This window comes from Aurantibacter crassamenti (assembly GCF_016811105.1).
Classification (GTDB): Bacteria; Bacteroidota; Bacteroidia; order Flavobacteriales; family Flavobacteriaceae; genus Aurantibacter_A; species Aurantibacter_A crassamenti.
In genome coordinates, this window is record NZ_JAFBGM010000001.1 from 2,850,040 (window position 1) to 2,872,903 (window position 22,864).

The window sequence follows — 22,864 nt, forward strand, 5'->3', positions numbered from 1 at the left end:
GAATATTATGAGACGTAAAACCACTCGAAGCGCTTTTTACGTCGGTTTTAATAAGTTGTTATTTTAAATTTTTGAGAAGCTTTCTAAAAATTTTTAGTTGTATTAGAAAGAGGTTGTCTAGGCAAGTTGCGGAGGTTGTTTACTTTTATTAGGATGTCCCTTTTTTTCCTTTTTTGAGAATGATGAAAAATTAGGATGCACTTCAACGTTAAAAACAATATGTTTTACATATTCATAAGTAAATAGGTGTTTTTCGAACTTAACCTCTGAAAGCAAAGTTTCATCTGAATGGTTACTGTCGTTGGAAACTTCCAAAACCCAATCAATTACATCAATAATTTGATGTTCATGTTTTACATCTTCAGTTTCATGATGAACATGATTATGAGAATCATACTCAGTGATTGAAGATGATTCATGTGAGATAAAACCTGAAGGAATTTCAATAATATGCGAAATTGTATGCAAAACAGGGGCGATCTGATATTGCATCAAGTTCAGCACATAACAAATTGCCATGAGTATGGCAATACGTTTATATATGATTTCCTTTTTATTCAAATTTTACTTTTTATTTAAATATGTGGTTATATGGTCTACAGTCATGAAATTTTCAATAGTCATGTCTTCTGGTGGAACTTTTACATTAAATTTTTCCTCAATGAACAAAATGAGTTTCATCATACCTAATGAATCTAAAATACCACCACCGAGCAAATCATCTTCAGCTTGTAATTCGTCTTCTAGCTGCTCGTTTGACAATATTTTTGATATGTATTCTAGTATTATTTCGGTCATTCTTATTTGGTTAACATCTCTATTATTCTATTTCTATCAATTTTTTCAGAACCCGTTCGCGGAAAACTGTCCATAAATTCAATTCTTTGCGGAACGGCATATACTGGAATTTGGGCTTTACAAAAGGTTTTTATGTCTTTGTCGCTTAGCGTGCTGTTCTCTTTTTTAATGATTATGGCACAAATTTCCTTTTCTTTTTCAATGGTTTCTACAATAACAACAGCCACCTCTGAAACTTCATTATTCTGGGCAATACAGGCTTCAATTTCATCTATTTCTATTCGGTAGCCTCTAATTTTCACTTGTCGGTCATTTCTACCCATAAATAGTAATTCTCCAGCATCATCTATCCTTACCAAATCACCGGTTCGATGATATATACGGAAAGAATTTTCAAAGGTTTGATTATAGGAAGATTTTTTTGTCAATTCAAGATTATTCCAATATCCTTTCATTCTAGTTGTTGAGTGAATCAAAAGTTCACCAATTTCACCATCTGCCACATTTTGATCATTCTTGTCAAAAATCAAGTAGTCGGTATCTTCCCAGACCTTACCTATAGGTAGTATTGTTTTATCTTCAGGTGGATTTTTAACATGATAACTGGTACATTGATTTACTTCCGCAGGGCCATAGATGTTATAAAAAGATGGCTTTGGAAGCAAATGCATCAATTCAGATAAGTATTTGTTTGTAAAAACTTCTCCTCCAAAAAGCACTAATCGCAATGCACTTAAGTCTAATTGTTCTAAAATTCCTGTTTGTAACATTTGAACCAAAGCTAGTGGAACAGAATACCACAAAGTAATTTTTTCTGTCGCTATTAAATTAGCCAAACTAGTTGGCATTTTGGTATGGGCATCTGTTACAATTACAGTAGTTGCACAAGCCAGGGGTCCAGCAAAATACCCAAGTGTAGAAATATCAAAATGAAGCGGAGCGTGATTCGCTAAAATGTCATCATTGGTTAGGTTAAAGTGGTTAATTGAAAGTTTAGCATAATTCAATCCGCTATAATGCGTATGCATAATTCCTTTCGGAAACCCTGTGGATCCAGAGGTATACATAATATAGGCCAAATCATCAGCTTCAATGTTGACTTCATCTAAGTTATGGATAGAAGTATTAAAAATGTCATCCCAAGTAGTTGAATCAATATTTAACTCAGCAGAACTTCCTAGTATTGATTTTAATGGAGTTTGATACGCAGCAAGCGCACTATGTTTTCTATTCAAAAGAGGAATACTAACTAAATGTTCAATTTCACAGTCATTCAACAAATATGCTACACGTGTTAAGGGTAGGGTAGCGTCTATGGGTACGTAGGCTGCCCCAGTTTTCATTATTCCGTATATGGCTATTGAAGTCTCAATACATCTATTCATATAGACACCTACTTTGTCACCTTTTTTAACTCCAATTGAACATAGATGCGAAGCAAGTTGATCCGTCTTCTCGTCAAGTTGATTATATGAAATATCAGTACTTCCACAACGAAATGCAGTATGTTTCGGATGCTTTAAAGCAGCCGCTTTTAAACTTTGGGGGAAGGTTGATATCATAGTTTAATTATAAACCTAGAAGGTTTGAGATTATATTTCGTTGTATATCAGACGTGCCAGCATACAGAACGCCTCCTACGGCATCTCTAAGATCACGTTCTACTTCATTTTCTGTTAAATACCCGCGACCGCCATTACAACGAATCGCATCAAGGCTTGATTCTACAAAACTTTCACTGAGTTGCAACTTTAGTAAGGCAGCTTCCATCATAGCAGATTTTCCTTGACTTTTCAGCCAAGCTACCTGATATAGTAACAATCGTGAAGTTTCTAACCGCAGTTTCATATTCGCAATTCTATTTGAAACGGATTGAAAGTCACCTATAGATTTACCGAATTGCTTTCTTTGCTTAACAAATTTAACGGTCTCATCCAATTGCCTTTCCATAGAACCCAATTGACTTGCCAGAATGCAGCAGCGATCATATTCTAAAGTTGACGTAGTAATACCCCAGCCAGCTCCTTCTGCACCAAGACGGTTTTCGTCAGGCACAAAACAATTGTCAAATGTAAGTTCACCAATAGGCACTGTTCTAAGTCCCATTTTAGCCATATTTTCACTTTGATTGAAACCTTTAGTGCCTTTTTCAACAATAAAGCCGGTAATTCCCCATTTGCCCATTTTAGGCCTTGCATTCGCAAAAACCAATGAAATGTCAGCAATAGGACCGAGTGTAATCAAGTGCTTTTTTCCGTTCAAAATATACCCACCATCAACTTTTTCAGCCACCGTTTGCATACTAAAAACATCAGAACCAGCATTAGGTTCAGTTAAAGCATGACTGCCAATCAATTTACCGGAGGCCATACCTTTCAAATACTTTTCTTTTTGAAAATCAGTACCAAATTGAGAAATAGGCATTTGAACTGTCCACATTTGCGCATTAAGCGAAAAAGGCAGTCCGTTGTCTTTACAACCATAACCTAAACCTTCCATGGCTAATGTGGCATGAAGTATATCAATTTCGTCAAATTGCCCTCCAAAAGACTTTGGGGCTGCTAGTTGTTGAATTCCAAATTCAGCACATTTTTGCCAATTATCGGCTGCAAAAGAGCAATTCAGGTCTTTTTGCACCAAATCATTGTTCAAATGATTTTTAGCAAACTCAATAACCTTGAGTTTATATTCAAGCTGTTCTTTGGTCCAATTGAAATTCAAATTTTAGTCTTTTTTTAATTTAATATTTTTACGGGTCTACATTACAATTTATTTAACTGACCCTGATGATTCACTATTTAATAGTTCTATTATAGTGTTCTCAATATGCTCAGATATTTTGAAAACTGTAGGCAGTTTGAAAATAAGGTCGAGTGAAATATTTAGTTCTAAGACCTCTTTTATGCGAGATGCTACTCTAAGTGCCATAAGCGATTCTCCTCCTAATTCTAGGAAATTGTCATGAATCCCAATTTTAGGAGTTCCTAGTACTTCTTGCCAAATTGCAGCAATTAGCTCTTCTATTTCTGTCGCGGGAGCCACATATTCATTTTTCGAATCAACTACAGCCGTCTCAAAAGTTCTTAATATTTTTCGGTCAACTTTTCCATTTGAAGACAACGGAAACTCTTCCAGCTGTTTAAAATGAGATGGAATCATGTACCTCGGTAACTTCTGATTCAAATGTTTTTGAAGTTCAGGTAATTCAATCGGGACTTTAGCCGTGAAATAAGCGGTTAAACTTTTTAAACCATCTCTTTCATCTAACAATACAACACTGTCATTTATAGTCTCAAAATCGATTATTAAGGCCTCAATTTCTCCTAACTCAATGCGATGACCATTGAGTTTTACCTGAAAATCAACTCTGCCTAAGAATTCTAAGATTCCATCTTCGTTGATTCTGGCTAAATCTTCTGTTCGATACATTTTTGTACCTGGCACAAAAGGGTTGGCAACAAATTTAATAGGCGTTAAATCTGGTCGTTCCCAATATCCATCAGATAAGCCAACACCGGCAATATATATTTCTCCAGGAATACCTTGCGGTACGGGATTCAAGTATTTATCCAATATATAGATTTCCATATTCGGAATTGGTTTTCCTATGGGGATACTTGGAGAATCACTACCTGAAACGAATTTATGAACTGCGCAGCCTATAGTTGCTTCCGCAGGGCCATATTCATTAAAAATTGTTACTTTTCCATCAAAGGCATCGTGAATATGTTGCCCTAAATCTGTTTTAAATTCCTCACCAATAACAGCGATGACATCCACTTTGCTAATCGGAAATTTCTTCCCTTTTAAAAAGCTTAAATGTGATGGAGTAAGTTTTATATAATCAACTTTATTGTCTTCCATTACATCAAGAAGAGATAGGTCTACTGCGTCATCTGTTTCTTGGTATACATGAATAGCACCTCCGCAAATCAATGGTAAAAAAATAGAATTCGGTGTAATATCAAAACCAACTGTTGTGAATAAAGCCACAGCTGGGTTAGGTGCTTTGACAAACGTACGATGTGTCCATGCTATATAATTTGTCAGTCCTTTATTAATGATTTTAACTCCTTTAGGTCTTCCAGTTGAGCCAGAGGTGTAAATTAAATAGGCTATTGAATTTTCGGAAATATCCAGCTCTAAATTTGCAGTAGAGTATTTCTGAATCTCCTTTTCAAGGCTGTCTATATTTATTGATTTTGTCTTTGCAGGAACAAATGAATCTAGCGTAGCATCACTACCAATAAGCAGGCTAGCCTTACTATCTTCTAATAAATACTCAATTCGTTCTTTTGGATAATTACTTGGAATGGCCACAAAAGTTGCACCAACTTTTAACGCAGCCAAATTACTAATTACATAATTTGGCGACCGTTTTTGTAAAAATGCTATTTGCGAGTCTTGACCTATATTTTGACTAACAAGATAATGTGCTAACTGGTTGGCTCTTTCATTTAACTCACGATAGTTTAAAGAGAAGTCCTTAAAAACTAATGCAGTTAAATTAGGAGTCTTTAGTGCTTGTTTCTCAAATTGAGAAATAATATTTTGATTTGTATTTTGATGCGAACTTGCATTAAATTCAACAATTGTTTTTCTGTATTCGGCTTGGCTGATTAGCCTTACCTTTTCTATGTTCGCTTGTTTGTCTTCGATAAAGGCATCAAGAAGAGCTAAAAAGTGTTGTGGAACAGCCTCATATTTATCCTCCTCAAAAACTGCGCAATTTAAATCGAAATATAGCTGTATTGCACCAGAATTATCAAAATCATGTATTTGCACTCGTAAATGATGCTTAGGATCAGAATGACCTGGGTGCACCCATTCAGAATGCATTGGAATACCATTAAAATCAGAATAAGTGGCTGTTATGTAGTTTAAAAATACATTGAAATTTCTATTCAATTCAGCTAGTGAAGCACCTGGCTGAGCATATTTGAGAAAACCATTACTCTCTAATTGTACTTTCTCAAGTAAAGAAACAAAAGTTTCATCATCATCAATTTCGGTGATTAGTGGAAAGATCTCAATAAATATTCCAATGGTTTGTTTAAAATCGTTGGTTGGTCTATTATGTGCAGGTGAACCAATAATTAGTCTACGTTGTGAACTCACACGATAGAGGTAAGCATATAATGTAGTTAGAAATATGTTGTATATGGTTAATTGAGGAGTCCAAGATCTTACTCCTTTTTCAAGTCCTAATTGACGCAATTTTTCAGAACGTTCAGCACCTAAATTAAGATGAATTCTAACGGATTCAGTTGTGGATTTAGTGACTTTCTTATTGTAAAATTGAGGAAGTATTTCTTCGGAATTAAGTTTATCTCTCCAATAGTTTTTTACGTCTGTGGTCTTATTCTTCTTTTCATTTTCATAATTTATAAAGCTCTGAAATTGAGGTGTTTCAGGTAATTTACTTGAATTATTTAAACACAATTGTGAATAGTGATCTTTCACTCTAGTATAAATCACAGAAGTGCTCCAAGCATCAGTAGTTAGGTGGTGCTGATTAAAATACCATATAAATTGTGAATTTGAAATTTTAATTAGAACGCTGTCGAACAGACATTTAGCTAAATTGAAAATGTGTTTTGTTCTTTTTTGTTCCCATATTTTGTATGCTTCTTCGGGTTTTGATGTTGAAGAGAAATCTAAAACCTCCATTTCATATATAAACTCATTGAGAACTTTTTGAGTTGGTCTATTTTGCTTTTTAATAAATACTGTTCGCAAGGCATCACTTTCATTAATAACCTTTTGAAAAGCAGTCTTAAAATGGTCAACTTCAATTTCACCATTAAAGTCAAAGCTTAATACCATGTTGTACATGGGACTTTCAGGTTCCATTTCTTGACCAATCCACAGTAGTGATTGACTTTTGGTAAGGGAATTCACAGTATTTAGCTCAACTTCTGAAATCTTTTCCACTTGAAATAATTTTTATACGCTTTAAAAAACGGTAGTCTGAAAACTAGATCGACCCATTGTCTAGGGAAATAAAACACACCAATTAGCGATGATTTATCCCGTGTTGATTTTTGATTGTCGATTAATGACGTAATAGCAACACCATCAAAAAGCACTTTTATTAGAAGAGTGGAATTCTGACAGCAATTTTTTTTATAAAAATACATTTTCTTCTCAAGGGAATCAAATGAATCTAAAGCGCTTGAACTAATAAATACCTAAATTTAACGAGAATATGAACTAATTCTTAGGTTATCGAAAATGTCACCGCAGATAAAAAAAAATCGCCTTTAGGAAATCTAAAAAATTTCTTTGTTGATTTTTGGAATGAAAAGCAGAATCCGATTAGAGAACCCTGGTTACACTTGATTAGTAGAATATCCGGAATAGTATTAGCTTTTTATTTAATTGAAAAAGTATTATTTAGAATCACATCACTTCCCTTTGATTCGTATTCAAGTACTTTTATTTATTGGGAATTTCTTAAAAAAATAGGAAGTACCATTTATATTCCTATACTATGTATTTTATTAGTCATTATCTATGCTAAACATGTGGTTATTCCATGGAAATCATTCGAAAAAGGTAATCAAATCCGTCTTTTTTTAACTGCAATTGGCTTGATTTTAACATGGATTTTTTCAACGTATAATTACAATTACTATTTTGATCAATGGCATGTCTATGACAGGATTCTACTTTGTGCTACAGCTTTATTGATTTTTTATCGTCCTATCTTCGTTGTCTCATTTCTCAGTATGTTATTGCCCATTATTGGTCAAGAAGAGGTAATACAATTGTTTTCTCTAGCAGCGCCTTTACTACCAATTCGATTGTTGATTCTCTTTACAGTGTTCTTATTTGCCAGAATTGTATTTAAACGTTTTAATTATAGAGATTTTGTGTTTATGGTAAGCTGCCTAGTTGGGGTTCATTATTTTGCATCAGGAATACGAAAGGTTTTCACAGGTTTTGAATGGATTTTATATAACAAAATTAATTATTTGGTGCCTTCAATGTACGGAAATGGTTGGTTTAGCTGGGCTAGCCCTGAATTTATTTCAAGTGCTACTGCTTTCTTAGAATATTTTAACTTTCCATTAAAGGTCTTCACATTGTCGATTGAAATAGGTGTATTATTTATGTTTATTAACTTGAAATGGGCAAGATATTGTTTGATAGGCGCCATAATCATGCATATGGGTATTGTGGTTTATTCGGGGATATTTTTTTGGTTATGGTCACTAATATTAATTCTTGTGTTATACTTTTTTTTGAATGAAAAAGCGGTGGAAAATTCAATTTTATTTACAAAAAAGTATTTTGTAGTTGCATTTTTTTTAATTGGTATGGGGCAATTTTGGTCACGTCCAATACCATTGTCATGGTTAGATACACCATTAAATTATACGCATAAATTTTTTGCAGAAACAGCAAACGGAAATGTAGTACAATTAACGCCCAAATTTTTTTCCCCTTATGTTTTTCAATTTACCACAGGTAAGTTTAAATATTTGAATAATGAACCAAGATTGCCAATTCTTTGGGGCGCTACAAATGTTCAAACAAGTAGCTTTTTAAGAGTACCACAATCTGAAGAATCTATTAGTAATTTTGAATCAGAAAATGGTAAAATATACTACAATGAAAAATCAAAGTCTAGTTTTATTGACTTTGTGCAGCGCTTCGTCAGTAATTGGAATGAAAGTTACCCCGGTGAAAATTATATGGATTATATACAACCACCCAGAATGTTATTAACGTTTCCTACTGATTTATTTTCTGATGGCAAAGATGAAATTGTAAAGGTAAAGGTCATTGAAACCACAACTCTTTATTCAAAAGAAAAGGGATTTAGAGAAATTAGAAATAAGGAACTATTGGAAATAAATATTCCTATAGAATAATCTTAAACCTGAACCGCTTTCAACATAAAATGATAGGGGTTTTTAGCATCTTCTGATGTATTCTCAATTTCTAGTTCTGTACCAACGTTGAATTTTTCTGCTAATTCAAGAAATAAATTCATAACAACTTGATCCTCCAAAGCCCATCCAGTAGAATCAAAAACTGTTTTCTGATTGAAAGGATCCAATTTGCTTTCTTTATTTTGAATGACATCAATTAAATCAGGACCAATATCACTTGTTTCAAGTTGTTGACATTCACCTTCTACCAGTGCCTGATTGAGAAAGTCGGGTACAACAATACTTTCTTTCAACAAACTTAAAGGGAGTTCTGTTTTTCCAGGAAAATCAGAGCCAACAGCATTGATGTGTATTTTTGAATTGACATCAATATTTTCAAAAAGTGGGCCTTCACCAACTTCAATGGAAGTAGAAGTGCAAACAATGTCACTTTCTTTGACAATTTCTAGTAATGAAGCTTGCCTAATTTCGGCATTAATATCAAGCATTTCACATCGGTTCTTAAAAGATTCCATTGTTTCTGAATCGATATCATTAATCAATATAAGATTCAAGTCAAATACTCTAGAGATGGCATGAAGTTGAGTAACAGCTTGTGCACCGCAACCTATAAGACCAAGAATTTTGCTTTTTGGATCCGCTAAATATGTACTTGCAATTGCAGATGTAGCTCCTGTTCTTAAGGCAGTTAGTAAAACTCCGTCTACTAACCCTTTTAAATGACCCGTTGTAGTGTCATAAGAAGAGATAGTTGATAAAATGGTTGGCAATAAGTGCGTTTCAGGATTTCTTGGATGATAACCAACTACTTTTATGGTAATTTCTTTACCTTTTTGGTGTAATGGCATCCATTCAACTAGACCAGGGTTTTCACCTTTATAGTTAAAACCATCACGAATTGGAATTTTAGTGTGCTGAGGGTCAAATGATTCAATCGCCTTCGTTAGATCAGATATCAATCTGTCCATCAATTTGTTAAGTCCGAATTTATCAACAATGGCGTTCACGTCATCGCCTGATAAAATCAGGGTTTTCTGAGTTTCTTTTTTCATAGTAATTTTAAACTACTGGCTGATAGCGCAACTAGTAGTGGGTCAATGTAATCATTTTTATTAAGATTTTTTTAGTATTTTCCAGAAGATCCGATGAAAGGTATTGTGTAGCCGTTGATTAATGATTTTGTATTTCTTTCAGCCATTAATTATGAATTGCTCAAAAAATATCCGTTAATTGCATTAACTCCGAGATGTAAAAGTTTCGAATTGCTACTGAAAAAGAATATTAATTAATTGACAAATCCATGGCAAAGTACATCCGTATTTTAGCGCTAGTATTATTTCTTGCTCCACTATTTTCTTTACAAGCTCACGCACCAAATCAGAGTTATATTTTTTTAAGAGTCTTCGAAGAAGGTGGGCTAGAAGCTCGATTTGAGCTAAATGTAAGAGAAATAAATAAATTGTTTGGTACCAATTTTGCAAATGATGTATCGCTTGAAGAGTTACAACCGTATGTAACTAAAGTGCAAGAATATCTTAAAGACAAAGTAGATTTTTCCTCTACTTATGGCAATCATCAAATTATATATAAAGAGGTCGCCTTAAGACGTTTAGGCATGGGTAACTTCTTGTTGATGAGTTTTGATTTAGAAAATACTGAAAAGGTTCCAGATAACCTTGAAGTTGACTATAGAGCAGTTTTTGAAAAAGACAACACACATAGAGGTATCTTGGTAATTGAGCACTTTTGGAAAGCGGGGAAGATAAATAATGAAAAAAATATTTCTCTGATATTTTCGCCAGATGAAACTAAAGACACACTTTCTTTAACGGATAGTTCAATTTGGCAAGGGTTTATGGCTATGATTGAACAAGGAATTTATCACATATGGATTGGGTTAGATCATATCTTATTTCTTTTGGCACTAATTCTTCCTTCAGTTGTAAGAAGATTTAGAAATTCTAAAGAACCGAAAGTCGCAACTGGTGAAGTAGCCAAATCAGGTTTTATTACATGGGATTGGTTTCCAGTGGAAAACTTTAAACCAGCATTTTTATATATTGTAAAGGTCGTTACATTCTTTACCATTGCACATACCATAACATTAAGTTTAGCGTCTTTAGAAATCATTAATCTACCGTCGCGTTTGGTTGAATCAGTGATTGCCCTTTCAATTGGTTTGGCAGCTTATCACAATATTCGTCCTATTTTTAATGGAAAGGATTGGGTAATTGCTTTTGTATTCGGATTATTTCATGGCTTTGGTTTTGCAAGCGTATTGTCAGATTTAGGATTAACATCAGAATTTTTGACTTTTTCATTGTTGGGCTTTAATATTGGTGTTGAAATAGGACAGCTGTGTATAATAGCATTAATTTTTCCAATATTATTTTTTATACGAAAGAGAAAATCGTACCCAAAAATTTTGGTGTATGGATCAATTCTATTGATTGTTATATCGCTTTATTGGTTCTTAGAAAGAGCATTAGATGTAGATCTTTTAATTGAAGGATATATAAGAGCATTTCTTAGAACAATTCTGGAATCTGTCGGGTTGCTTAAGCCAATCGCATAACGAATAAGTTCATAAAGATTGTGGAAGAAACAACTAAAAAATCGCTCTTAAGCCAATGGAAACAGCGGCTTAATGAAGAAGTACTAAAGGGCATAAGTAAAGCTCCTGAAGGAGTGCCAATGGCACTTTCTCATGGTCAACAGCGCCTATGGTTTCTTCAGCAACTTAATCCTGAAAATCCTTTTTACAATCATTCTGAATCCTATGTTTTCTTAGGGAAGTTAAATACCAATCATCTGAAACATGCATTACAATTAATGTTTGAAACACATGATATATTACGATCTACCTATATACTTGAAGACGGACAATTATCTCAGAAATTAACGCCAAATTTTGAGCTGAAAATTCCAGAATATGATTTCACAAATCTCTCTGAAACTGATTTTAGTACTAGCGTAGAACAAATTAAAAGTACAGATGCTAATGGGGCGTTTGATTTGTCAACCGATCCGTTACTAAGAGTAGCTTTAATTAAAAAAAGTGAAGAAGAACATGTGCTTTTTTTAACATTACATCATATTATAGGCGATAGGTGGTCGTTAGAAGTTTTTAATAAACAATTAGCTTCCTACTATTTAAAGCTATCTTCAGGTGAACAAACTGGTATTGAAGAACTGCCTATACAATATCAAGATTTTGCATATTGGCAATTAAATAACCCCATAAATGAAAAGCAGTTAGGGTATTGGCAGGAGAAGTTATCAGGAGAAATTCCGCAATTAGAATTACCCAAAGACTTTAAACCACCATTAAAACCAACATTTAAAGGAGCATTACAACTGCATCAGTTTAGTACTGAACTTTCTAATAATATATTAGTATTATCAAAAGAATTGGGTGCCACCCCTTATGTTCTAATTCTTTCAGTTTACTACATTTTACTTTCAAAGTACAGCGGACAGAATGATATTCTAATTGGCTCACCTGTTTCAAATAGAGACCAGCAAGTTCTTGAGAATTTAATGGGTTTCTTTAATGATACTGTAGTGTTGCGTACAAAATTGAAACCTGATTTATCATTCAAGAAATTGGTTGAACTTGTTCGCACTACAACTTTAGAAGCTTTTGAAAACAAAGATGTTCCGTTTGAGTCGTTGGTGAAATCGCTTAAGCCGAAAAGGTCTTTAAGTACAAATCCGTTTTTTCAAACAATGTTTTTGTACAATTCGGTAAAGCCAATGCCTAGTTTTGGTGATGATTTAACTGTAGAGAGTACAACCTATGATTCGGGCACATCAAAATTTGATTTGACCTTGTTTGTAAATGAAGAAAACGGAATTCTGTCATCAAAATTTGAATACAATACAGATCTTTTTGAAGCTACAACCATACATAGAATACAAGAACATTTTGAATTGCTATTGAAGGGTGTAATCCAAAATCCTAATGAACTGATTTTTCAAATTCCGATGTTGACCAAAAAAGAGAAAACAATCTTTTTTGATAGGGCAAATGAAAAAGATTTTGAATCTAACACACTAAAACCCATTCACAGTTATATTGAAAAAGTTGCTAAAGAAAATCCTAATAAAATTGCCCTGCGCTATAAGGATGATTCAGTATCATATTTTGATTTAGATAAAAGAGCAACTGAAATTGCAATGCAAATTCTAACAAAAACCAATGGAAAAAATAAAATCATTGGTTTATGCATGAATCGTTCTTCAGAAATGATTATCGGTATGCTTGCTATATTAAAAGCTGGCTGTGCATATCTACCTATCGACCCAGAATATCCTGAACAACGAATTGAGTTTATGCTCCAAGATTCTAATGTTGATTTGATCTTAAGTAATGGCAATGAAATATCGATAGTTAAGACCTCCAACATTGAAATAATTGATATTAATAAAACCAGTGTAAAAAGTATAAATAATAATAGCAATTTACCTCAGAGTAAAATAGAAGATATCGCGTATGTAATTTATACCTCAGGAAGTACAGGCAAGCCAAAGGGAGTGCCAATTTCACATGAGAATATTACAAACTCTACTTTAGGGCGAACTGATTTTTACGGGCATGATCCGAAAAGTTTTTTACTACTTTCTTCTATTGCATTCGATAGTTCTAAGGCAGGTATTTTTTGGACATTGTGTACCGGTGGAACGCTAGTCATATCTGAAAAACGAATGGAACAAGATATTGATTTGTTGGCCAATACAATCAAAGAAAATAGTGTTAGTCATACTTTAATGTTGCCATCGCTATATAACTTATTATTAGACAATGCAGATAGTACAGATTTAAAAAGCCTTCAAACCGTAATAGTTGCCGGTGAAGCATGTACAGCTAAAGTTTGTCAAAAACATTTTGACACAATGCAGCAAACAGATTTATATAATGAATATGGACCTACAGAAGCCACAGTTTGGTGCGTAGCGCATAAAATTGAAATTAAAGATACTCATAAAGTTATTCCGATTGGCCAAGCAGTGGCAGGTGCTAATGTTCATATCTTAAATGATAAATTAGAAAATGTATCCTTTGGGGCTATCGGTGAACTTTGTATTAGTGGCAAAGGTTTGGCTAAAGGATATATTAATTTACCTACTGACACAGCTGAGAAATTTGTCAATGTGACTTTAGAACCTGGTTCAGATTTTAATACTAGAATTTATAGAACGGGAGATTTAGCACGATACAGAGCAGATGGTACTATTGAGTTTTTAGGAAGAAAAGATGCACAAGTTAAAATAAGAGGTTTTAGAATTGAATTAAACGAAATTCAAGATGTAATCGCGAAAAGCAAATCTGTAGAAACTGTAATTGTGGCCGTTGAGAATCAACAAGACATTGATGAAACGACTACACTTGATAATCTAGAAATGGATGAATTATTGACTATTGCTGAAAAGAGTATTGGTCTTGAGGCGTTAGAGACGATATTAAATAGCATAGAAAATCTAGATGATTCAAAAAGAGATATTCTGACTGAAAAAGTATAAATTAAGAGTTGAAAAAAAATGAAGCGAATTAGAAGATCCAAAGAGTTTGAAGTCAATTTGACTATTACAGATGACAAGTTCATAAATCCGCCTCGTGATATGCAACGCAACACGATGGTGAATAGAGCCATTAAAGAATTTAGTGCAGATTTAGTTGCACTTGATACACAGGCTAAAAACTTTGTACCAGGAGAAACTGTAAATGAAGTAACGGATCGTACGCAAGCAGAACTATCTGATCAACAGATAATGGAAGACTGGCAGATTCCACTTATGCAAGCTATGGCTAGAGTTGTATGTGGTAAAGGTGGTGATATTTTAGAATTAGGTTTCGGTAGAGGTATTGCTTCTGATATGATTCAGTCATATGATGTTTCATCTCATGTAATTATGGAATGTAATGAAGCTGTAATTGAAAGATATAATGTTTGGAAAGGAAAATATCCTGGAAAAGATATACAAATGGTAAAGGGCTTATGGCAAGATACTATTGATGATGTAGGATTATTTGATGGTGTTTTTTTTCACACCTATCCGCTTAATCAAGAAGAATACATGAAATATGTAAATGAGAGCATAACCTTTGCAGCACACTTTTTTCCTGATGCAGCTAAACATCTTAAACCTGGTGGAAGTTTTTCATATTTTTCTAATGAAATAGATTCATTGAGTCGTGAACATCAGCGTCAATTATTAAAACATTTTTCATCTTTTCAAATAGAGAAGGTAACACTAGAAATACCAGAAGATGTACATGATATGTGGTGGTCTGATACCATGATAGTAGTGAAAGCAATAAAGTAATGATAGAAACTGCGCTAAAAAATAGAATCGAGGCATTGTCACCCATGAGTAGAGAACTTTTTCTACACAAGGTTGAACAATCTTTGCAGTCAAAATCTGAGCAGAACCAAGGCAGTGATACTAAACGTTTGGTCGCATATGTAAAGGGAAATGATAACTTCGATTTAGCTCAGTTAAAATCATATTTAAGTGAGAATCTTCCTGATTTTATGATACCTTCTTTAATTGTTCCTTTGGATGAAATTCCAACATTGCCCAATGGAAAAGTTGATAAGAATAGACTTTCAGAATATAAAGAAGTGGTTTCTAAGAAGCCTACTACAAATAATAATGATCTTTCCGAAGCAGAAATGAAACTTTCTACTATTTGGGAAGAAGTATTGAATTTCAGTCCGATAGATATTAATGACAATTTTTTCGAAATCGGAGGCGATTCCATATTAAGCATTCAAATTATAGCGAAGGCAAGAAAAGAAGGTTTGATGATTTCTCCGAATCAATTGTTTGAACATCAAACTATTGCTGCCCTTTGTAAAAGTATGGCTGAAAAAGTTGATGCCACCGAGAAGTGGGATTTCTTAGTTCCGTTGCGAAAAGAAGGAACAAAAAAACCAATTTTCTGTGTGCATTCTGGTGGGGGTCATGTGTTTTTCTATAATCAACTTGTTGAGTATTTAAAGCCTAATAGACCTATTTATGCATTGCAATCATCAGGGTTAGATGGCAATGATGATATGCATGAAAGCATTGAAGCTATGACGGCTGATTATATTAAAGCAATGCGTGTGGTTCAACCAGAAGGGCCGTATAATGTTTTAGTCTATTGTTTTAGTGCTACTATTGGCAATGAAATGGCAATTCAACTAGCCAAATTAAATCAAGAAATAAATATTATAGTGATGGATACCATGGCTTCACCGTGGACTTTGGGAAGTTCTGAACGGGTAAGAGCCAGAGTTCGTTCATTCTTCAAACGTTTTTATAAAAAACCATTGACGAGTATAAAATTGTATTTTGAAGATCGGTTTTGGCGCATTTCTCCAATGTGGTATAAATTGTTCGGCTCAGAAAATGAGAAGGCTTTGGAAAAAGTTAAAATAAACTTGAGAAACATTTGCTTGGCTTATGAGTGGAAAAAACACCCTGGTAAGGTTTCCTTAATTTTGACAGAGAAACCCCATGAATCACTTCAAAAAGTAACTATTGATTCGTGGAAAGAACTTTCAGCAGAAGGAAATATTGAATTGTATTACACAAAAGGAAACCATAGAACTTTATTTGAAAAGCCTGATGTTCAGTTTGTTTCAGAAAAAATAGATGAAGCGATTACAGATTAAAAAAGTCAAAAAATGTCGATTAGTTCTGGTGAACCCTTAAGTATTTCGCAAGGTCATATTCATATTTGGTCAATCAGCGCAATTGATGATATTCACAAGCTAAATGAAATATCAAAAATTCTATCTAAGGATGAACTTTTAAAAGCGAGTAAGTTTCGTTTCAATAAAGATCGTTCAGTTTATATAACGGCACGTTTTTTATTGAGAAAGTTAATAGGAAGTTATTTAGGTATAGCACCTAAAGAAATAGTTTTTGAGTACAGCGAATTTGGAAAACCATCGTACTTAAAAAATGTTGATTTAGATTTTAATGTTTCGCATTCGGGAAATCGAATCATCATCGGATTTTCAAAAGAATACAATTTAGGAGTTGATATAGAAAGAATCAAAAAAGACTTTGATCCCTTAGAACTAGCAGAAAATGTTTTTTCTGATGACGAAATAAGAGCGCTATCTGCAACTAATGATTCAGAAAAATTTCAAGCATTTTATCGAGGTTGGACGCGTAAGGAATCTTTTATAAAAGCAGTAGGCGAGGGGTTGTCGTATCCATTAAAATCATTCACAGTTACTATTGATGACGATGAAAATGCAAGCTTTATTACAATAAATTCTACACAAGAATCACAGCAGAATTGGCAACTTCATTCATTCATTCCGGCCAAAGATTTTATTGCAGCGATAACAACAAATGGTAAACCAGTTCATATAGAATTTTTCGATGCTAAAAATCAATTTATATAAAATAAATACTAGAAGTAGTAATCATTTCATATTTTATTAATTCCTACTTTTACGCCATGTTAACAGTGTAATTTAAAATGTTTCCCATGAAAAAAATAGTTGTTTTTATAGCTCTTATTTTTGCGATAGCTGCTAAAGCTCAAGTAGTTGATTCCACGGCTGTAGTACAAGATAGCTTAGCATTACAAGCACTTGATTTAGAAGCTGAAAAAGAAAAAATTGAAAAAATAGAAGCGCAGGAGAAAGCACAAAAGAAAGCCGAAAAAGAAGTTGCAAAAGCCGAAAAAGCACAAAAAAAGGCAGAAAAGGCTCAAAAGAAAGCTGAAAAAGAGATTAAGAAGAAGGAAAAATTAGCTGATGCCATTTCTTCGAAAAAGAAAAGTATTGCAAAGGAAGAAAGTAAAATTGATAAGCTCAATGTGAAAATAGCAAAGGGTAGACAAAAAGGTAAGCTTTCACCCGATGATATTAATAAAATGAATATTAAGATTGAGAAATCAAAAGTTAAAATTGCCAAAGAAAAAGAAAAGCTAACCAAGCTGGTAAATAAGCAATAAGTTCTTGATTTATAAGAGTGTTTTGTAACAATTCAACAAATTGTTCGTCATATTAGTAGAACAACCTATAAAACACAAATCATGAAAGTAGAAAATAATAGTTTATTAGCTGCAACGCATTTAAGTCAATTGCTTGACTTTGTTACCGGAATTGGTGGTCTAATTGTTCCATTAATAATATGGTTTACTCAAAAAGACTCCGTTCTAGGTATGGATGAAAATGGCAAATCAATAATCAATTTTAGAATAAGCATGTTTATTTATGTGCTAGTTTGTATTCCATTAATATTATTTTTTGGTCTTGGTTTATTGGGCTTTATGGTGTTAGGTATTCTGTACTTTATTTTCCCAATAGTAAATGCCATTAAAGCGAGTAAAGGCGAAGATCCACATTACCCGTTAAGTATGAAGTTTATATAAAAATTTTACTAACTCGAACAAAAAATCCGTCAAGGTTTAAAACCAAGACGGATTTTTTAATTTTTATATATTTTTTACTAGCCGTTTAACATAACTGGCATCACAAGCATTGTAACAATTTCGCCTTCATCAAGTCCGTCAGCTGGCGTTAAAATCCCCGCTCTATTCGGTAAACTCATTTCAACAGAAACTTCATCAGCATTAAGGTTATTCAACATTTCAGTAAGAAATCTTGAGTTGAAACCAATTTGCATATCATCACCTTGATACGAGCATGTTAAGCGTTCTTCCGCTTTATTACTGTAATCAATGTCTTCAGCAGAAATATTCAATTCTGCACCAGCAATTTTAAGTCGAATCTGGTGTGTTGTTTTATTTGAAAATATTGCAACTCTACGAACAGAACTTAAAAATTGACTTCTTGAAATTGTCAATTTATTCGGATTCTCTTTCGGAATAACTGCTTCGTAATTAGGGTATTTACCATCAATTAATCTGCAAATTAGAATAGTGCTACCAAAAGTAAATTTTGCATTACTTTCATTGTATTCAATTGTAACATCATCTTCACTACCACCTAAAATACCTTTTAATAAATTTAATGGTTTCTTAGGCATAATAAATTCAGCAACCTCAGAAGAAGAAACATCTTCTCGTTGGTATTTCACAAGCTTATGTGCATCAGTGGCAACAAAAGTCAAATTTTCTGGAGAGAATTGAAAAAACACGCCGCTCATCACAGGTCTTAAATCATCATTACCCGCTGCAAATATTGTTTTGTCAATTGCAGTTGCTAGAATATCACCCATAATAGTTGTAGTACTCGGGTCAGCTAATTCTACCGCTTTCGGAAATTCTGCGCCATCTGCATATGCTAATGCATACTTACCATGATCTGAGCTAATCTCTACGGTATTGTTATCAGCAACTACAAATGTAAGTGGCTGTTCAGGAAATGTCTTTAGTGTATCTAAAAGCAAACGAGCAGGTACAGCAATGTTACCTTCATTATCAGAATCTACATCAATTACAGAACTCATCGTTGTTTCAAGATCTGAAGCCGAGATAGTCAATTTATCTTTATTCAGGGCGAACAAAAAATTATCTAAAATGGGTAGCGTATTGCTATTATTAATAACGCCTCCTAAAACCTGGAGTTCTTTGAGTAAGTAAGTACTTGATACGATAAATTTCATCAGAATGATCTAGTTTTTTGGCTTTTTTCTCCTAAGAAAAATTAAACATTTCGAGGTTTCAGTAAGTTAAAATACGTCCAACCTAATCACACAAAGATATTTGAATTGTATTTTTTTATGAAACAAACTTATCAACATTTTAAGCCTATTATTTCACTCTAAATATAACGATATTTACTAGTGTTTACTATTCAGATAACTAATGGTAAGCACTGTATTTATTGTAAATACACCGGTAAAAGTGTTAGGATGTTAATTGCTTTATAATTCTAAAAAAGCTTAGCTTAAAAATGAATGTTTATAAGTTGCTATTCCGATTTTTAATAGATATGCACTTGTACTCTCTTTAACTTCTTATAACCTAAATTAATAAATCACTACCAAAACATCAAAAAGCAATGATAAGAAAAACTAAAGTTTGTCTAAACTCCAAACTTCTGGGGTGTCTGCAAAAAATAGTTTTGTTCGTGACCAAATAGCTTTGAAATATTCAGAATTACGATAATTATTTAAAGCCGATTCGTCATCCCAGTGGCTGTATGTGAAAAATACCTGCGGATTCGACTTGTCTTGATACAATTCTAAAGAGATGAATCCCTCAAAATCCTTGATACTTTCTTTATGCACTTCAAAAATTTGCAAGAAATCAGGAATGTATTCAATTTCAAATGTCAGTTTTACGATGCGTACTAACATTATTTAAAATTTATAGAAATAGCATCTAAATACTCAAGACCTAATAAAGACGATGCGCTACCGCCAGCTTTAGGATTGCTTTTATAAATTGCAATTTCAATGTAGCCCGAAGAATTATAGATGGCCAGTAATTCACCAGCACCTTTTCGACGGTTTTTCTCCAACGAAAAATCTACAATATCACTATATTTTTTATAAATTTTGGTCAGAACTTTAGCTCTAGCTTGAATTTCAAAATCACGCCCTTTTCTATATGCCTCAAAAAAGTTTTTATGAATATTGGTCACTACATTGCCGTAATTATCAATATACAATACTGAGCCAATAATTTTATTTCCACTATCGGTGACACTTGGTGATAAATCACGTACTTCATGCAATTCCTTAATCGGTTTACCAACAACTTCTAAAGTACCACCTCTAGCGATATGACATGCAACACGAACAAAAACTTCATTTAAAGGAAAAGAGCCACTATCGGCATTATGTATAGCAATTTCTACAATTTTAGTTGGAGGCGCATCAGATTTAAGTAGGTCTAGAATACCATTATCGGCACAAATAAAATAATGTCCGTTTAATAATGCGGCTATATGCCTTGTCTCTTCTGTAATCTCAGAATCAACACCAATAACATGTACCGTTCCTTCAGGAAAATGCTTGTATGAATTTTGTAAAATATAAGCACATTCTTGAATATTAAATGGCCCCACATTATGTGAAATATCAACAATATTGGCGTCAGCCAATTCTTTGTAAATAGCGCCTTTAACAGCACCAACAAAATGGTCTTTTAATCCGAAATCTGTGGTAAGAGTAATAATTGCCATACAGCAATGTTGATATGTTTGTGGGTAATCAGACTAATTTTTTACTTAAATTTGTTCAACAAAATTATAACAAAAAAACAGCCTTCCGAAATTTATCTTTTTCATTAATTCAAAATTAATAAACTCTTTGAACGAACTAGAATTAGAACTTACAGAAATAAGCCCAAGAGATTTTTTTGGTCAGGGAAATGAAAACATCAATTTAATAAAGAAATACTTTCCGAAACTTAAAATTGTTGCACGTGGTAGTAAAATAAAAGTTTACGGCGATCAAGAATTGTTAGAAGAATTTGACAAACGTTTTCACATGCTAACCGAACATGTATCTAAATATAATAAGATGGATGAAAATGTAATCGAACGTATTTTAACTAGTGATGGAAAGGATGATTATGAAACTCCGGAACAGAGCGGTGAAACTTTAGTTCATGGTGTTAGCGGAAAATTAATAAAAGCTAGAACAGTTAATCAACGTAAATTGGTAGAAGCGGCCAAGAAAAACGATATGGTTTTTGCTATTGGGCCCGCTGGTACAGGCAAAACATATACAGGAGTTGCATTAGCTGTTAAAGCACTGAAAGAGAAGCAGGTAAAGCGAATTATTCTAACAAGGCCTGCGGTAGAAGCTGGAGAAAATCTTGGGTTTTTACCTGGCGATTTAAAAGAGAAGTTAGACCCTTACATGCAACCGTTGTATGATGCACTTCGTGATATGATTCCGTCTGAAAAATTAGTGCATTATATAGATAATGGTACCATTCAAATAGCACCAATGGCCTTTATGCGTGGGCGTACTTTAGATAACGCCTTTGTAATTCTTGATGAAGCGCAGAATACAACACATGCACAAATGAAAATGTTCTTAACCAGAATGGGTAAGAATGCTAAATTTCTAATTACAGGTGATCCAGGTCAAATAGATTTACCTCGACGTATAATTTCGGGACTAAAAGAAGCAATTTTAGTATTGAAAAATGTACAAGGTATTGAAATCATTTACTTAGATGACAAAGATGTAATTCGTCATAAATTGGTAAAAGAGGTAATCACAGCATACAAAAGTATAGAGCACGAAAGTTAAATTAAAAAGGATTCCTGAAGAATGGGTAATACAATTACAGATACAAATTTCAATTTTCCGAGTCAAAAAAGCATTTATAAAGGTAAAGTTCGTGAAGTTTACACCTTAGCTGACAATCTTTTATTAATGGTAGCAACCGATCGTTTGTCTGCTTTTGATGTAGTGATGCCTAAAGGTATTCCGTATAAGGGTCAAATTTTAAATCAAATTGCAACCAAAATGATGGCTGCAACCGAAGATATTGTGCCAAATTGGTTGCTAGCGACTCCAGATCCTAATGTTGCTGTTGGGCATGCGTGCGAACCTTTTAAAGTTGAGATGGTAATTCGAGGGTATCTTTCAGGCCATGCGGCAAGAGAGTATAAGGCAGGAAAACGGATATTATGCGGAGTAGCGATGCCTGATAATATGAAGGAGAATGATAAATTTCCTCAGCCTATAATTACCCCTGCTACGAAAGCTGAAATGGGAGATCATGATGAGGATATTTCAAGAGAAGATATTCTTAAGCGGAATATAGTTTCTGAGGATGATTACAGTATTCTTGAAAAATATACAAAAGCGTTATTTCAAAGAGGCACCGAAATAGCCGCATCAAGAGGATTAATTCTTGTGGATACCAAATATGAATTTGGAAAAACTAGCGATGGAAAAATTGTATTGATTGATGAAATACATACACCAGATTCATCACGATATTTTTATGCTGAAGGGTATCAAGAACGACAAGATAATAACGAAGCTCAAAAACAATTATCTAAGGAGTTTGTTAGACAATGGCTCATAAAGAATGACTTTCAAGGTCTTGAGGGTCAAAAGGTACCAGAAATGTCTGATGAATATATTGAAACTGTTTCTGAACGTTATATTGAGCTTTACGAAAATATTACGGGAGAAACTTTTGTAAAGGCAGATATTTCTAATATTCAAAATCGAATTGAACAAAATGTGTTGAAGTATTTAAATGATTAAACAAG

At 33.5% G+C, this 22,864-nt stretch carries 19 protein-coding genes; 10 read left to right on the forward strand and 9 right to left on the reverse strand.

Features of this window, described 5'->3' with window-relative positions; all coding sequences use genetic code 11:
- Positions 1 to 117: 117 nt before the first annotated feature.
- Genes JQC67_RS11675 through JQC67_RS11695 form a run of 5 tightly spaced genes read right to left on the reverse strand, consistent with a single transcriptional unit; the run spans position 118 to position 6,732 of the window.
- Positions 118 to 561: a hypothetical protein gene (locus tag JQC67_RS11675; RefSeq protein ID WP_203252987.1), complete on the reverse strand. Its 444-nt coding sequence runs from the start codon at positions 559 to 561 to the stop codon at positions 118 to 120.
- 3 nt (positions 562 to 564) lie between these two features.
- The gene (locus JQC67_RS11680) at positions 565 to 798 is read right to left on the reverse strand and encodes an acyl carrier protein (protein ID WP_203252988.1); all 234 of its coding nucleotides are present in this window, start codon (positions 796 to 798) and stop codon (positions 565 to 567) included.
- Between the two features lie 2 nt (positions 799 to 800).
- A complete protein-coding gene (locus JQC67_RS11685; protein WP_203252989.1) occupies positions 801 to 2,360 on the reverse strand; it encodes an amino acid adenylation domain-containing protein in 1,560 nt (519 codons plus the stop codon).
- A gap of 7 nt (positions 2,361 to 2,367) precedes the next feature.
- Positions 2,368 to 3,519: an acyl-CoA dehydrogenase family protein gene (locus JQC67_RS11690; RefSeq protein ID WP_203252990.1), complete on the reverse strand. Its 1,152-nt coding sequence runs from the start codon at positions 3,517 to 3,519 to the stop codon at positions 2,368 to 2,370.
- Between the two features lie 48 nt (positions 3,520 to 3,567).
- Positions 3,568 to 6,732, reverse strand: a complete 3,165-nt coding sequence (locus tag JQC67_RS11695) for a non-ribosomal peptide synthetase (protein ID WP_203252991.1) — start codon at positions 6,730 to 6,732, stop codon at positions 3,568 to 3,570.
- A 404-nt stretch (positions 6,733 to 7,136) separates the two neighbouring features.
- Here JQC67_RS11695 and JQC67_RS11700 point away from each other — a divergent pair, with 404 nt between their 5' ends.
- The gene (locus JQC67_RS11700; protein WP_203252992.1) at positions 7,137 to 8,678 is read left to right on the forward strand and encodes a hypothetical protein; all 1,542 of its coding nucleotides are present in this window, start codon (positions 7,137 to 7,139) and stop codon (positions 8,676 to 8,678) included.
- A 2-nt stretch (positions 8,679 to 8,680) separates the two neighbouring features.
- On the opposite strand, the gene JQC67_RS11705 is transcribed toward JQC67_RS11700, so the two are convergent.
- On the reverse strand, positions 8,681 to 9,751 hold the full coding sequence (locus tag JQC67_RS11705; protein ID WP_203252993.1) for an ornithine cyclodeaminase family protein: 1,071 nt from the start codon (positions 9,749 to 9,751) through the stop codon (positions 8,681 to 8,683).
- 248 nt (positions 9,752 to 9,999) lie between these two features.
- Here JQC67_RS11705 and JQC67_RS11710 point away from each other — a divergent pair, with 248 nt between their 5' ends.
- From JQC67_RS11710 to JQC67_RS11740, 7 genes are all read left to right on the forward strand, one after another.
- Positions 10,000 to 11,274 carry a HupE/UreJ family protein gene (locus JQC67_RS11710; RefSeq protein WP_203252994.1) on the forward strand — a complete coding sequence of 425 codons (1,275 nt, stop codon included), beginning with the start codon at positions 10,000 to 10,002 and terminating at the stop codon, positions 11,272 to 11,274.
- Positions 11,275 to 11,294: 20 nt separating this feature from the next.
- Entirely contained in the window at positions 11,295 to 14,222 is a 2,928-nt protein-coding gene (locus tag JQC67_RS11715) for a non-ribosomal peptide synthetase (RefSeq protein WP_203252995.1), read from the forward strand.
- Between the two features lie 18 nt (positions 14,223 to 14,240).
- Positions 14,241 to 15,026: a class I SAM-dependent methyltransferase gene (locus tag JQC67_RS11720; protein ID WP_203252996.1), complete on the forward strand. Its 786-nt coding sequence runs from the start codon at positions 14,241 to 14,243 to the stop codon at positions 15,024 to 15,026.
- Positions 15,026 to 16,363 carry a thioesterase domain-containing protein gene (locus JQC67_RS11725; RefSeq protein ID WP_203252997.1) on the forward strand — a complete coding sequence of 446 codons (1,338 nt, stop codon included), beginning with the start codon at positions 15,026 to 15,028 and terminating at the stop codon, positions 16,361 to 16,363. The genes JQC67_RS11720 and JQC67_RS11725 overlap by 1 nt, the downstream gene beginning before the upstream one ends.
- Positions 16,364 to 16,375: 12 nt before the next feature.
- On the forward strand, positions 16,376 to 17,107 hold the full coding sequence (locus tag JQC67_RS11730; RefSeq protein ID WP_203252998.1) for a 4'-phosphopantetheinyl transferase family protein: 732 nt from the start codon (positions 16,376 to 16,378) through the stop codon (positions 17,105 to 17,107).
- 86 nt (positions 17,108 to 17,193) lie between these two features.
- On the forward strand, positions 17,194 to 17,664 hold the full coding sequence (locus JQC67_RS11735; RefSeq protein WP_203252999.1) for a hypothetical protein: 471 nt from the start codon (positions 17,194 to 17,196) through the stop codon (positions 17,662 to 17,664).
- A gap of 81 nt (positions 17,665 to 17,745) precedes the next feature.
- A complete protein-coding gene (locus tag JQC67_RS11740) occupies positions 17,746 to 18,084 on the forward strand; it encodes a DUF4870 domain-containing protein (RefSeq protein WP_203253000.1) in 339 nt (112 codons plus the stop codon).
- A gap of 77 nt (positions 18,085 to 18,161) precedes the next feature.
- Here JQC67_RS11740 and dnaN read toward each other — a convergent pair whose 3' ends face one another.
- From dnaN to JQC67_RS11755, 3 genes are all read right to left on the reverse strand, one after another.
- Complete coding sequence (dnaN, locus tag JQC67_RS11745) at positions 18,162 to 19,280, reverse strand: DNA polymerase III subunit beta (protein ID WP_203253001.1); 1,119 nt, start codon at positions 19,278 to 19,280, stop codon at positions 18,162 to 18,164.
- 411 nt (positions 19,281 to 19,691) lie between these two features.
- Positions 19,692 to 19,976, reverse strand: a complete 285-nt coding sequence (locus JQC67_RS11750; RefSeq protein WP_203253002.1) for a putative quinol monooxygenase — start codon at positions 19,974 to 19,976, stop codon at positions 19,692 to 19,694.
- Positions 19,976 to 20,806 carry an SAM hydrolase/SAM-dependent halogenase family protein gene (locus tag JQC67_RS11755; RefSeq protein ID WP_203253003.1) on the reverse strand — a complete coding sequence of 277 codons (831 nt, stop codon included), beginning with the start codon at positions 20,804 to 20,806 and terminating at the stop codon, positions 19,976 to 19,978. The genes JQC67_RS11750 and JQC67_RS11755 overlap by 1 nt, the downstream gene beginning before the upstream one ends.
- Before the next feature lie 127 nt (positions 20,807 to 20,933).
- On the opposite strand from JQC67_RS11755, the gene JQC67_RS11760 reads away from it, so the two are divergent.
- On the forward strand, positions 20,934 to 21,887 hold the full coding sequence (locus tag JQC67_RS11760) for a PhoH family protein (protein ID WP_203253004.1): 954 nt from the start codon (positions 20,934 to 20,936) through the stop codon (positions 21,885 to 21,887).
- A gap of 21 nt (positions 21,888 to 21,908) precedes the next feature.
- On the forward strand, positions 21,909 to 22,859 hold the full coding sequence (locus JQC67_RS11765) for a phosphoribosylaminoimidazolesuccinocarboxamide synthase (RefSeq protein WP_203253005.1): 951 nt from the start codon (positions 21,909 to 21,911) through the stop codon (positions 22,857 to 22,859).
- Positions 22,860 to 22,864: the final 5 nt, after the last annotated feature.

Coding starts and splice junctions, on each gene's coding strand:
- JQC67_RS11720 (WP_203252996.1), top strand. CDS start 14,241: ATGAAGCGAATTAGAAGATCCAAAGAGTTTGAAGTCAATTTGACTATT.
- JQC67_RS11705 (WP_203252993.1), bottom strand. CDS start 9,751: ATGAAAAAAGAAACTCAGAAAACCCTGATTTTATCAGGCGATGACGTG.
- JQC67_RS11680 (WP_203252988.1), bottom strand. CDS start 798: ATGACCGAAATAATACTAGAATACATATCAAAAATATTGTCAAACGAG.
- JQC67_RS11735 (WP_203252999.1), top strand. CDS start 17,194: ATGAAAAAAATAGTTGTTTTTATAGCTCTTATTTTTGCGATAGCTGCT.
- JQC67_RS11710 (WP_203252994.1), top strand. CDS start 10,000: ATGGCAAAGTACATCCGTATTTTAGCGCTAGTATTATTTCTTGCTCCA.
- dnaN (WP_203253001.1), bottom strand. CDS start 19,280: ATGAAATTTATCGTATCAAGTACTTACTTACTCAAAGAACTCCAGGTT.
- JQC67_RS11755 (WP_203253003.1), bottom strand. CDS start 20,806: ATGGCAATTATTACTCTTACCACAGATTTCGGATTAAAAGACCATTTT.
- JQC67_RS11685 (WP_203252989.1), bottom strand. CDS start 2,360: ATGATATCAACCTTCCCCCAAAGTTTAAAAGCGGCTGCTTTAAAGCAT.
- JQC67_RS11730 (WP_203252998.1), top strand. CDS start 16,376: ATGTCGATTAGTTCTGGTGAACCCTTAAGTATTTCGCAAGGTCATATT.
- JQC67_RS11765 (WP_203253005.1), top strand. CDS start 21,909: ATGGGTAATACAATTACAGATACAAATTTCAATTTTCCGAGTCAAAAA.
- JQC67_RS11725 (WP_203252997.1), top strand. CDS start 15,026: ATGATAGAAACTGCGCTAAAAAATAGAATCGAGGCATTGTCACCCATG.
- JQC67_RS11750 (WP_203253002.1), bottom strand. CDS start 19,976: ATGTTAGTACGCATCGTAAAACTGACATTTGAAATTGAATACATTCCT.
- JQC67_RS11740 (WP_203253000.1), top strand. CDS start 17,746: ATGAAAGTAGAAAATAATAGTTTATTAGCTGCAACGCATTTAAGTCAA.